We start from the raw sequence: 11,640 nt of genomic DNA, 5'->3' as shown, positions 1-11,640 counted from the left end.
TGTCATTGCGAGGAGTCCGCCTCCGGTGGACGACGTGGCAATCTGGGGGTAAGGGATAATTCCGCCCCCGCCGAGATTGCTTCGCCTTCCGCCTGCGGCGGAATGGTCTCGCAATGACAGCAGTGGCGGCAGCGTAACTATAAGTGTTACTTGGTACTAGATTGATATATGTCCAAAAGACGATTGCTACCACCCCCAGAGTGTTGCCTGGTTGAGTTCTAAACCGGCAATGATTATGTTAAGGTGAGTTAACGCCTGCGGGAAGTTACCCATAGCCTCGCCCGTATCCGGGTTCACCATCTCTGAGAACAAGCCAAGGTGATTGGCGCACTTTAGAATTCGCTCGTAAAGACGCACCGCTTCATCAAGTTTATTCAGCCGGATGAGGTCCCTGACCAGCCAGATTGAACAGGCAAGAAAAGCGCCTTCGTCTCCTTTCAGACCGTCATTGACCTTCGCCTGGTCATAGCGGCGGAGCAGCCCGTTCCAGCCCAACTCTTCCCGGATACGGGCTATCGTGGATACCATGCGCTCATCTGAAGCGGGAAGAAAGCCGTAAAGCGGTATCAGCAGGACGCTGGCGTCCAGGGCTTCGGTATCATAATGCTGGGTAAAGGCTCCCCGCCAGGAATTCCAGCCCCGGCTCAGAATATCTTCCCTTATCTGACCCGCGGTCTCCCCCCAACGCTCCAGGTTCTCCCGATAGCCCAGTATTTCGCCTATCTTTATGCCTCTGTCGAGAGCGACCCAGCACATCAGTTTGGAATGGATGAAATGAGAGGGAGCGCTTCTAACCTCCCAGATGCCGCTATCAGGTTCTCGCCAGAGCCGGCAGGCAGAGTCAACGTAAGCCTCAAGCAATTGCCAGGTACCGCGAGAAATATAGCCGCGTATGCTGAGGTAGTTGTAGGCAGCCTCAAGCACCTCGCCGAAGACATCGAGCTGGCGCTGAAGATAGGCAGCATTGCCAAGTCTTACCGGCCTTGAGTTCCGGTAGCCGCTCAGGTGGTCAAGTGTCTGCTCATCCGGAGGAGTATTAAAATCAATACCATGGAGAGTCTGTCCCGCCGGGCCGCGGACCGAGCAGACCTTGGAGAGCCAGTTCATGAACCCGGCAGCTTCATCCTTATGCCCCATCAGGGAGAAGGCGCTTAAGGTCAACGAGGCATCTCTGAGCCAGGCATAGCGGTAGTCCCAGTTACGCTCCCCGCTAATCTCTTCAGGTAGAGAGGTAGTCGGCGCCGCAATTATGGCACCGGCGGGCTGATAGATCAGCAGGTGCAGGGTCAGGTATGACCTGAGTATCGTCTCTCGCCACAGGCCGTAGAAGGTGCCACCCCGGGCTTCATATTCCCAGTAGCTCCTGGTCTTCTTCAGTCGGTCAGTCAGGTTGTAAAGCGCCGCGGGTTGTGGTTCTCCGGAGTGCAGAACAAACTCTGCCTTCTCACCTTTATTTAGTGTAAAATGGCTGCTGGCGGCATCCCCCTGGAGACGGAACTCTACGTTTGAAGATAAGGCAAATGGTTCTGGATTGTTCTGAACGAGGACTCCATATTTTCGAAGGACGAGCGCCGGGTACTCGCGGCCATAATCAGGTCTTGGTTCAAACAGCGCTTCCAACTCTACTTTACCGTCCGAGCATTCAACAAGGCGGTGAACCTGGTTTATCTGCATCAGACGGCCGTCAGAACCGCGGTAACAGGGCATGAAATCCGTCAGGATGACCTGCCCTGTCTCTGTCTGGAAGGATGTCCGGAGTATATTTGTATTGGGCAGGTACACTTGTCTGGATTCAAACGAAAGCAGCGGACTTATCCGGAACTTACCTCCCCCGGTCTCGTCCAGTATCGCCGCAAAAACGCTGGGCAAGTCAAAACGCAGCGGACAATACCAGTCAATAGAACCCTGGGTGCTGACCAGGGCCGCGGACAGCTTGTTCCCGATTAATCCGTAGTCGCTTATCGCCCGGTACTGAGGTGAATACACTTTCTCGCTCGACGCTATTCCAAACCGTACTTGGTTTAATCCTGACACTAATCATAGCCCGGGAAGTAATCGCGTTTGACCTGCTCCTGCGGCACGTCGATTGCGGAGATCTGTTCCTCCAGCGCGATAACCATCCTGAGCGGGCCGGAAAGATAAAAAGTTCTCTCCTGATAGTCCGGCATCAGTTCAGTGATCAGTTCCTTGGTGATAAACCCCTTTTTACCTTCCCATCCGGGCGGGAAATCCGGCCCCGAGAGTACGTATTCTATTCTGATACTCTTGCGCGTACTGGCTATCTCTTCCAGTTCCTCACGGAAGGCGATATTCTCCCAGGTATTATTACCGTAGATGAGAACTACATCGTAATCGAGCTTTTTATCAGCCATATAGCGTAACATGCTGCGTAGCGGGGTAATCCCGATGCCGCCACTGAGGAAAGCCAGTTTCCCGTTCTGCGCAGGGAGGACAAAGTCTCCTTCGGCGCCCCGTAATCTAACCCAGTCTCCGGCCTTCATCCGGTCTAAAGCCTGGGAGAAATCACTGGCGGTAATTCGCTTGGTGAACTCAAGGTAGCCATTTTTTTCGGTTTCCGTAGGCGCACTGGAAATCGTAAAGTGGTGTACCGCTTCCCTGCTGTCAATCCGGATGGTCACAAAGAAGAACTGGCCTGACTGATACTCAATATCTTTCCGACCGCCAACGTCAAAACGGAAAGTCTTGATATCCGGAGTACGCTGAATTACCTCTGACACACTGGTCTCAAATTGCCACACTGTTTGACCTCCTGCCGAATTATTTTCCAGCTTGATGCGCCGCTATCCGGAGACCCGGTTGTGCTTCTACTGCCCGTACTCTAACACAATCAGTATCATGGTCAACACCGGGCGCAGGAAACCCTGCTCAATCTTGCCGTTCATGAGGTCTTTTTATTATGCCATTGCGAAAATCAAGAAGTTATAAAATCAATGCTGAAAAAGTTACAAAACCATAACATTTAATGCCGATCCCTCCATAGACAGGGACATCTCTATGCTCCGGTACTACACCGGTTTGCAGGTAACGGACACAGGTGCTAATATTAAACACTACCACCAATGATTTTCGCCTGGATAACTTACGGGGTTCAACAGCCTGGTTTGAATTCCAGCCGGATGGAGTAAGCCGCGCCGCTAATGGATTCCCATCAGAAACGTTCGAAGGTGTTTTATGGCTGGTATATTGTCGGCGCATGTTTAGCGCTCACACTCTATACCGGCGGTGTTGTCTATTTCGGGTTTACCGCGATTTTTGAGCCAATAGCCAGTGAGTTCGGCTGGAGCTACGCTCAGATTTCACTGGCTGCTTCGCTGCGCGGCCTGGAGACGGGTCTTCTGGCTCCCATCATGGGGCTACTGGCTGACCGCTGGGGGCCGAGAAAACTAATCCTGGGCGGAACGATCATTATCAGCCTGGGTTTTTTACTTCTGAGCCAGGTCTCCTCTCTCGCCGTGTTCTACATGGCATTTGCCCTGCTGGCGATAGGGATGAGCACCTGTACCGGCACGGTACTGATGACCGCGGTTACCAACTGGTTCCGCCGCCGGGCAGGACTGGTTATTGGCATTGTCGCCAGCGGATTCGGACTCGGCGGCCTTCTTGTCCCCGTTGTAACCGGCTTAATCGATACACTACAATGGCGATTGACAATGATTGTTATCGGCATCGGAATGCTGGTTATAGGTCCGCCACTGGCACTGCTCGTTCGTCACAAACCGGAAAACTATGGCTATCAGCCTGATGGTGATATCAGCAGTCCGCCGGAGACGGAAGAAGTACCTGTCTCTCCGGCAATAGAGGAGGTCAACATTCCGGCCAGACAGGCATTCCGCACCAGGGCTTTCTGGTACCTGTCAGTATCGGCCATGTTTCACTCGTTGGTCGTAGGGGCTGTAATAACGCACATGATGCCCTATCTGAGCAGCGTCAACTTCAGCCGCGGTGTCTCCAGCCTGTTGACACTTCTGCTGCCCCTGGCCAGCATTGCCGGCCGCCTCGGCAGCGGCTGGCTCGCCGACAGGATTGGTAGCAGAAGACTGTTAACCACCGGTTTTATTTTAATGACCGCAGGCATGTTTCTCTTTGGATATGTCACCACAGGTATGGCATGGCTGCTGATACCTTTTATCATTACTTTCAGCCTGGGGTGGGGGTCTAATGTCACCACCAGGATATCCCTGCTCCGGGAATACTTCGGCCGTACCAGCTTTGGCACCATACTTGGTTTCATGTCCGGCATAATAATGCTGGGGAATATGGCCGGTGCGCCTATAGCCGGGTTAGTTTATGATACCTGGGGTTCTTATCAGGGCGCCTGGCTAAGCTTCGGCATGCTGACCCTGCTGGGCGCGGCCATTGTACTGATCCTGCCAAACCCCGGACAGACAGGTAAGCAAGCAGCCTGACCTTAATCCGTTTAGCCGTCCTTTGCCCCGCGATTATCAAACATGATAGACTAAACCGAGCAACTGCAGAAAGACAAGGAACGGTGGGAAAATGAATGTGCGAACAGTCGGCATCCTGAGTCCTGGTGATATGGGCTCCGCCATCGGCAGGATGCTGCGGGATGCCGGGCTGGACGTTATTACCTGTCTGGAGGGGCGCAGTGATCTGACCCGCCTCAGGGCCAGCGAGGCGGGTATGCGCGATGTGCCCTCCCTGGATAATCTGGTACGCGAAGCGGAACTCTTGCTCTCCGTACTGGTACCCGCCGAAGCCATGGCACTGGGCCAACGAGTTGCCGACAGTATCCGCCGCACCGGCGCCCACCCTGTATTCGCCGATTGTAACGCCATCGCGCCTCAGACAATTCTAAACATCGGGCGCACCATGGCAGATGCCGGAATCGCTTTCATCGACGCCGGCATCATCGGGTCACCACCACGAGCCGGTAAACAGAGTACGCGCATTTACTGCTCCGGCCCCGATACATCCGCGCTGGAATCGCTGGCTGGAGCCGGGCTGGACATACGGACACTGGGGCCGGATATCGGCCAGGCGTCCGGTCTCAAGATGGTCTACGCCGCTTCCACCAAGGGAATCACCGCGCTGTGCACGGAACTCATGGTGGCAGCCAGAGCGCTCGGCCTCGAGGAAGCGCTCCAGGCTGAGTTTGAGATAAGCCGAAGTGATGTTATACAGGCACTCATCGGACGCATCCCATCAATGCCGCGACGGGCGCGGCGGTGGGTCGGTGAAATGGAAGAGATTGCCGCTACCTTTGAAAGCCTGGGCATGACCCCTCTCATATTGCGGGGCGCCGCTGACCTCTACCGTTTCGTCGGCAAAACACCCCTGGCTGACCAGACGTCACGGCAGCCTGACCCGTCACTGGACACCGTTCTGGACACACTTGCACGAACTTTAAGATAAATACAAAAATGGAGGCGTTTTCGTAATGGATGAAGACCTGGCTAAACTGATTGAAGCCCGGGGGTGGTACCAGGAAACACTGGCCGGCAGAGTTATCAAGGCGCTGGAGAAGAACAACATAACCGGGATTTTTGTCAAGACAAAAGAGGAAGCGCTGGAAAAGGTGATGAGCCTGATTCCGGAGGGCAGTGAAGTAGGGTACGGAGGGTCACGCACCCTTGATGATATTGGCGTGAAGAATGCTTTACGCCAGGGGAACTATGACCTGATTGGAGAAGACGTTCAGAAACTCGGCAAAGACTCCGCGCATATCAAGCGCACGCGCAGCCTGCTCGCCGATGTCTTCATCACCAGTGTTAATGCGCTGACCACTGATGGGAAATTGGTCTGTATTGACGGTACCGGTAACCGTGTCGGGGCGATAATCTTCGGACCGGGCAAGGTAGTCGCCATTGCCGGGATAAACAAGATTGTCCATGATGTTGACGCGGCCATACGCAGGATAAAGGACTACGTAGTCCCGATACAGTCCCGGCGGAGAGGTCACCCGGTACCCTGCGCCAAAGCAGGAGTTTGCGTTGACTGCCGGGTCATGGAGAGAATGTGTAACAACGTCTGCATCATCGAACACCAGCGGGAGAAGGAGAGGATAACCGTCATTATCGTCGGGGAAGAACTGGGGATATAAGAAGCTTGCAGTCCCGCCGGAAGCGGGGAGTCATAATTGTGGTGAAATAGCATCAAGATGGAGGCTGACAATGAGACGCTGGGAGGAAATTTTACCCGAAACTGACCGGGCGCTCTACCAGAAACTGGGCTACAGCTCCAGACAGGAGTACGGGACTAATCCAGCCCTGCTCATAATCGACGTCACCAGAGGCTTTCTTGGCTCCAGGCCGATGCCGGTGCTCCAGGCTGTTGACGAGTACCGCACCAGCTGCGGTGAAGCGGGCTGGACGGCGCTGGAAAATATTAAGAAGCTCCTCGGTGCTTGCCGGATCCAGAAGATTCCGGCGATTTTCACCGCTAATGACGCCGTGACTCAGCAATTCTGCGTTGGACCAACCAAACCATCAGCGGGGTCACCGAAAACGATACAGAGCAAAGACCTGGAAAGACGGCTGAAAGGCTATGAAATTGTTGACGAAATAGCTCCTTTGAGTTCAGAGCTGGTAATACACAGCAAGACCAAAGCCAATGCCTTTGAGGGGACACCGTTGCTGTCCTGCCTGCAGACCATGGGCATTGATTGCCTGCTGGTCGCGGGTTGCGTTACCTCGGTTTGTGTGCGTGCCACGGTGGTGGGAGCCTGGTCACACGGCTATCCGTGTTTCGTGGTTGAAGAGTGCGTCTTCGACAAGTTCGAGCTATCACACCTGGTCAGTCTTTTCGATATGAACGCCAAGTTTGCCGATGTTATTACCCTGGAAGAAGCCCTGCAATATGTCGCCGCAGCGGGAGACACCTCAAGGCAAAAAAGTTGACCGCGCGATGAGCTTGCGGTTGAAACATAACTAATACGGTTGGAGTCAGCACAGGACGGTGCTGACCCCAACTGCTCAGGAATCAACCATTCCTGATAGTGTCAGGCGGGGTCAGATACCCATTTTACGCTTCAGGCTTTTTTCGTGCCCTGGGTTAACTCCGGGTGCTTCCAGTTCATGTGCCTCTCGAAGAGAACAGTATGACTGCAGGTAAAAGAGCACCCTTCCACGGAGCACTTCAACTCGATGTTGTTAACGACCGGCTGCTGCTTCTTTTTGAATATACCCATTTTGCCCCCCAATCAGAATAATCTATTTCGATTCCCAAACGGTATTTAGCATCAAACAAATATTATCCCTGACTGCCACGGCCATTGCCAGCGCAGTAACAGCCTGCAATGACATCACCAACCAAAACCGGACATTACCCTCAAATTGCCACTTGACACAGGAGCGATATTTCTAGTATACTTCTTCAAGAATTATAAGAGTAGATTAAATATTCTTGAAATAAACTTCTAGTAATATTAACAGGAGTACTGAAAATTGTCAAGGGGGGTTCCCCCCTTTTTTTGAGACGCGGAGGAATTGAGATGAGTGAATGGACTTTCGTTACGAATCACGGATTGGTAATGGCTTCTATCGCCAAGAACCCGGAAAAAACAGCCAGAGAGATTGGGGATGATGTCGGCATTACCGAGCGGACCGCCCACAAGATAATCATGGACCTTGAGAGAGAAGGGTATATTACCAAAACTAAAGTTGGCACCAGGAATATCTACCACATCCATCCCAATGTACCGATGAGAACGGCTGATACTGCCGTAGGGGAATTACTGATGGTGCTCGGCTGGAAACAGCGCGAATGTCAGAAAGCAACCGCGCTTAAGAATCAAGCTAACTGAAACTCAGAGACGGGTTGAGCAGCCCGGTAATTAGGGGAGAAGGCTGAATATGAAAATTCTTCTGGCTGTTGATGGCTCCGCCCATGCTGAAATCGCCACCAGGCTGCTAGCGTCTCTTTGTCTTCCCTCCCGGACCGAGCTCGGGATACTTACGGTAGTGCCGGAGCATACTTTCCTGGGGGGAATTACACTGCGCAAACTCAATGACGCTCCGACCAAGAACAGGGTACAGCAACAAAAAGCTATCGAACTACTCCGGGAGATAGCGCAAAAAGTCAATACTCGTCACCTCAAGACCGAGAGCTGGGTACGATGGGGAAACCCGGCGGAAGAGATACTGAAGGTAAGTGATGAAATTGGCGCCTCATTGATAATTCTGGGAGCCAAAGGACTGACTGACCAGCGTACTTTCCGTCTGGGCAGCGTTGCCCAGACCATGCTGAAACATGCCCGGGCCAGTATCCTGCTGGCCAGAGGAAGACCTGATAGTGACGGACAGCTTACCGCAAACATAAAGGAAACAGGTACCATCAAACGGGCCCTGCTGGCGACTGACGGTTCACGGCATTCGGATATGGTCGCCAATTTGCTACTGGACCTCGCCCTGCCACGGCAGAGCGAGGTCATTGTGATAACCGCTCTCCAGTCTCACATCACAGCCTGGGTTAAGACGCCGACGCTTGATTTTCAAACCAACCAGCAGCTACTAATCGAGCTCCAGGCAGCGGAAGAAAATGAAGCGCGGAAGATAACGGCGGAGGTAGAAAAGCGATACCAGGCTAAGGGATACCGGACGGCCTCATTAGTAATAAAAGGCGGCGCTGCCGAGTCCGTACTGGCAGCTTCCAAAAAGTACAAACCGGATATTATTGCGTTGGGCAGCAGGGGTCTTGGAGGCATTGAATCACTGCTTCTGGGTAGCGTGGCCGAAAGAGTAGCCAGATATGCCGAGTGCTCGGTACTAATCGGTCGCTCTCCGAGATGAGCGGCTGGCTAGCTGAATTGCTGAGGCTCATCATGCCTGGTAGGCGCCGGACCACAGCCCGGCCAGAAAGTGACGGGCATTGATGCCGAGCACACGCGCATCATACCCCCCTTCCTGAACGACCAGCGTGGGAAAACGGAGGAGGCCAATCATCTGCCCGATAGACTCGAAGTCCCTGGCTTCCAGGCTCCAGCTGCCGGTAGGGTCTTCTCTGGCCGTATCCAGCCCTAAAGCAACCAGCAGGAACCGGGGGTCGAACCTGGTGACACGCCTCAATACCCCACCGAGAACAGAGCGGTAATACTCACCATCAATGCTTTCCGGTAGCGGTATATTGATATTATACCCCCTGCCTGCCCCTCTGCCCTTCTCACCGGCAAAGCCGCTGAAGTAAGGATAGGTACTGCGGGGATGGCCGTGAATTGATATGGTCAGCACGTCAGAACGCTCGTAGAATATCTCCTGCTGGCCGTTACCGTGATGGTAGTCAACGTCCAGGATAGCCACCTTGCCGTACCTGCTGAGAAATTCCGCGGCAACGGCGCCGGAATTAAAATAGCAAAAACCACCGAAGGTGCTGGGCTCGGCATGGTGGCCGGGTGGCCGCACCAGGGCATAAGCCAGATGGTAACCCTCAAGGAGCTTCTTGGCCGCGGTCAGGGTACAATCTACGGCTCTCTTGGCTGCCGGATAGGCGTTGCTGGTAATCGGGGTAAAGGTATCGATACAGTAATACCCGGCGCGTACCGGCAGGTCCCTGGGTGGACGCGTCCGGTTGCGCACCGGAAAGACGTAAGGGTAGACCGCTATCCCGGGTTCAAGCCCTTCACAAACCTTTCTCAGGTTGTCCACAAAAGCCGGGTTATGCACCGCCTTGATATGCTTTTCCGAGAAATGACGGGGAGCCACCCTTTGAAACAGGTCCGTACTATCAAGCTCATCTAAGATGGCGTCTATCCTTACCGGAGACTCAACGTAACCATGCTCTTCCACATGGTGAATACCGTGACGGTCGTTGATGACCAGTATGATACGCTTATCCTGCGGCGTAGTATGCTCGATGGGAACAGGCGGTCTTTTTACATACCTCGGCCTTCTCAGCCGTACCGGGTCATTCTGAAAGGATTCGACCACCATATCAACGTACTCGGGGGGACAGATGCCTTTATATTTTCGCTTCAGGATTGCCCGGACGATAGCGCGAGCCCGGTCACGGGGCAATCCGATATCCTGTCCCAGGTCATCATAGACCAGGTAAGGGGGGTTATCCCCACTGGGCTTCAGTGGAGTCTCGTAGGCAGTATTGATAACAGGGCGGGCGCCGTACCTTTCATAAAAGCGCAGGCGCGCCGCATTCTGTTTCCTGACTTCAGGGTTACGGCTCAATCCAGGATCGTCAGGCAGACACTCACAGAAAATCCCGATTGCCTTCAGGTCCAGCGCTTCCTCACGCACCCTTTCGTAAAGGGCGCCACCGATGCCCCCACCCATCGTCTGCTTGGTTGTCGAAAGAAAGTCGAGGTAGCAGAACTTGAGAACAGGTTCATGGAACAGCAGAGCAAATCCAACGATACTCCCCTTCGAACCCTCAGCGACAAAGAGTATAGAACGGAAGCGGTATTTCATCGGATTGCGCAGTTGTTCCGGCAGCCTGGCTACCTCTCTTTTGGAGAGGGCGGGGAACTGAGTGCGCAGGATATTCTGTACCTGTTCTATCGCTTCCTGATTAGCCGGAGTAATATCATCGAAGACCCGACGGATACGAAACATAAACTGTCCTCTTTCAGTAAGAACAAGCCAGCGCACCTGACTGGAACCTCTTAAAGCTTTACTTGACCACACTAACCGGTAATACTGATTATACCAGCCAGCCCGAGGCCGCGGATAATCATACTCACCGCGATGGCGGCAAGCAGCAAACTGAATACCTTGGATACTGCCTGAAGTCCGCCCTGCCCCATAAACCGGACAATATAGTTGCTCAGCAGGAATACTCCCCAGGTAATCAGCATGTTTAGAGCAAAGGATATCAGCACCAGGTAAAGCGGAAACTGGATCGCCAGAAGCAGCAGAGTGGTAATGGTGGCCGGCCCCACGGTCAGGGGCGTGCCGATGGGGACCACGGCTACCAACTCCTCTTTAACAACATCGACCATTCGACCTGTGGCCAGGTACTTTATCGATAGCACCAGCAGGATAAGCCCGCCGGCGATGGCAAAGGCGCCCACGGAGATATTCATCACCCGCAGGATGAACTGACCGAAGAACAGGAAGACCAGGCCGACAGCCGCCGCCGTTATTATGGCGACGCGAATCATCTTGTGCCGCTCCCGCCGGGACATTCCCTCGCTCAGTGAAACCACAAAGGGCAGATTACCAAGAGCATCGATAACGATGAAGAGCGGAACAAAAGTTAACACGAAGTCCTGTAGATAATTTCCCATTGTCCGGGGTCCCTCCCCGTAGCCGCTGATGGCTAAGTTCACAACCGCTTCTGCAGGATAACCTTGTCATCGCCGGGGGCATAAAAATCAGGGATACAGGCGATTACTCCATAACCCCGGCTCAGGTGAAAATGCCGTGTCTTTTCATACTCCGGCATAGAAGATGTTTCGATGAGAGCCAGTCTTCCCCCGGCTTTTCTGATTTCATCTTCCGCGGCTGCGATGAGGGCGGTACCGATGCCCTGCCCCTGCTTCTCCCGGGTAACTACCTGCCAGTACAGGTCCCAGGTACCATCGGTCAACGGAGTAGGACCATAGCAGATATAACCGGCAATAGCCGAATCAACCTCAGCTACCAGTGTATAATACCCTGAGCTTGCGGGGTCATGCAAGCAGGCATTGATCACTTCCTCAGCCACCACCACTTC

General features: G+C 53.7%; 12 protein-coding genes. 6 read left to right on the top strand and 6 right to left on the bottom strand.

Annotated features, from left to right (window positions below; translation table 11 throughout):
- Positions 1-186: 186 nt before the first annotated feature.
- The gene (locus Q8Q07_02840) at positions 187-2,034 is read right to left on the bottom strand and encodes a glycoside hydrolase family 15 protein (GenBank protein MDP3879229.1); all 1,848 of its coding nucleotides are present in this window, start codon (positions 2,032-2,034) and stop codon (positions 187-189) included.
- Positions 2,034-2,759: an FAD-dependent oxidoreductase gene (locus Q8Q07_02835; GenBank protein MDP3879228.1), complete on the bottom strand. Its 726-nt coding sequence runs from the start codon at positions 2,757-2,759 to the stop codon at positions 2,034-2,036. The genes Q8Q07_02840 and Q8Q07_02835 overlap by 1 nt, the downstream gene beginning before the upstream one ends.
- 399 nt (positions 2,760-3,158) lie before the next feature.
- Between Q8Q07_02835 and Q8Q07_02830 the strand changes: the two genes are divergently transcribed.
- From Q8Q07_02830 to Q8Q07_02815, 4 genes are all read left to right on the top strand, one after another.
- Positions 3,159-4,427, top strand: coding sequence for an MFS transporter (locus Q8Q07_02830; GenBank protein ID MDP3879227.1), 1,269 nt, complete (start codon positions 3,159-3,161; stop codon positions 4,425-4,427).
- A 91-nt stretch (positions 4,428-4,518) separates the two neighbouring features.
- Positions 4,519-5,394 (top strand): DUF1932 domain-containing protein, encoded by an 876-nt coding sequence (locus tag Q8Q07_02825; protein ID MDP3879226.1) that lies wholly within the window; start codon positions 4,519-4,521, stop codon positions 5,392-5,394.
- Positions 5,395-5,419: 25 nt separating this feature from the next.
- The gene (locus Q8Q07_02820; protein ID MDP3879225.1) at positions 5,420-6,082 is read left to right on the top strand and encodes a lactate utilization protein; all 663 of its coding nucleotides are present in this window, start codon (positions 5,420-5,422) and stop codon (positions 6,080-6,082) included.
- A 70-nt stretch (positions 6,083-6,152) separates the two neighbouring features.
- Complete coding sequence (locus tag Q8Q07_02815) at positions 6,153-6,878, top strand: isochorismatase family protein (GenBank protein MDP3879224.1); 726 nt, start codon at positions 6,153-6,155, stop codon at positions 6,876-6,878.
- 131 nt (positions 6,879-7,009) lie between these two features.
- Here the strand turns inward: Q8Q07_02815 and Q8Q07_02810 are convergent, their stop codons facing one another.
- On the bottom strand, positions 7,010-7,168 hold the full coding sequence (locus tag Q8Q07_02810; protein ID MDP3879223.1) for a hypothetical protein: 159 nt from the start codon (positions 7,166-7,168) through the stop codon (positions 7,010-7,012).
- Between the two features lie 303 nt (positions 7,169-7,471).
- On the opposite strand from Q8Q07_02810, the gene Q8Q07_02805 reads away from it, so the two are divergent.
- Positions 7,472-7,783: a winged helix-turn-helix domain-containing protein gene (locus tag Q8Q07_02805; protein MDP3879222.1), complete on the top strand. Its 312-nt coding sequence runs from the start codon at positions 7,472-7,474 to the stop codon at positions 7,781-7,783.
- A gap of 49 nt (positions 7,784-7,832) precedes the next feature.
- Entirely contained in the window at positions 7,833-8,768 is a 936-nt protein-coding gene (locus tag Q8Q07_02800; GenBank protein MDP3879221.1) for a universal stress protein, read from the top strand.
- Between the two features lie 30 nt (positions 8,769-8,798).
- On the opposite strand, the gene Q8Q07_02795 is transcribed toward Q8Q07_02800, so the two are convergent.
- The 3 genes from Q8Q07_02795 to Q8Q07_02785 all read right to left on the bottom strand — a co-directional run.
- Positions 8,799-10,538, bottom strand: a complete 1,740-nt coding sequence (locus Q8Q07_02795) for a hypothetical protein (protein ID MDP3879220.1) — start codon at positions 10,536-10,538, stop codon at positions 8,799-8,801.
- Between the two features lie 71 nt (positions 10,539-10,609).
- Positions 10,610-11,212: a MarC family protein gene (locus Q8Q07_02790; protein ID MDP3879219.1), complete on the bottom strand. Its 603-nt coding sequence runs from the start codon at positions 11,210-11,212 to the stop codon at positions 10,610-10,612.
- A gap of 38 nt (positions 11,213-11,250) precedes the next feature.
- A partial coding sequence (locus tag Q8Q07_02785) for a GNAT family N-acetyltransferase (protein ID MDP3879218.1) occupies positions 11,251-11,640 on the bottom strand: 390 nt, incomplete at its 5' end.

The organism is Dehalococcoidales bacterium, from assembly GCA_030698765.1.
Taxonomy (GTDB): Bacteria; Chloroflexota; Dehalococcoidia; order Dehalococcoidales; family UBA2162; genus JAUYMF01.
The sequence above is the reverse complement of the archived record's forward strand: the minus strand, read 5'-3'. Positions and strand labels throughout refer to the sequence as shown.

Excerpts from the sequence above, each read along its gene's own strand:
- Q8Q07_02820 (MDP3879225.1), top strand. The coding sequence starts at position 5,420 with ATGGATGAAGACCTGGCTAAACTGATTGAAGCCCGGGGGTGGTACCAG.
- Q8Q07_02825 (MDP3879226.1), top strand. The coding sequence starts at position 4,519 with ATGAATGTGCGAACAGTCGGCATCCTGAGTCCTGGTGATATGGGCTCC.
- Q8Q07_02815 (MDP3879224.1), top strand. The coding sequence starts at position 6,153 with ATGAGACGCTGGGAGGAAATTTTACCCGAAACTGACCGGGCGCTCTAC.
- Q8Q07_02810 (MDP3879223.1), bottom strand. The coding sequence starts at position 7,168 with ATGGGTATATTCAAAAAGAAGCAGCAGCCGGTCGTTAACAACATCGAG.
- Q8Q07_02800 (MDP3879221.1), top strand. The coding sequence starts at position 7,833 with ATGAAAATTCTTCTGGCTGTTGATGGCTCCGCCCATGCTGAAATCGCC.
- Q8Q07_02795 (MDP3879220.1), bottom strand. The coding sequence starts at position 10,538 with ATGTTTCGTATCCGTCGGGTCTTCGATGATATTACTCCGGCTAATCAG.
- Q8Q07_02830 (MDP3879227.1), top strand. The coding sequence starts at position 3,159 with ATGGATTCCCATCAGAAACGTTCGAAGGTGTTTTATGGCTGGTATATT.
- Q8Q07_02805 (MDP3879222.1), top strand. The coding sequence starts at position 7,472 with ATGAGTGAATGGACTTTCGTTACGAATCACGGATTGGTAATGGCTTCT.
- Q8Q07_02790 (MDP3879219.1), bottom strand. The coding sequence starts at position 11,212 with ATGGGAAATTATCTACAGGACTTCGTGTTAACTTTTGTTCCGCTCTTC.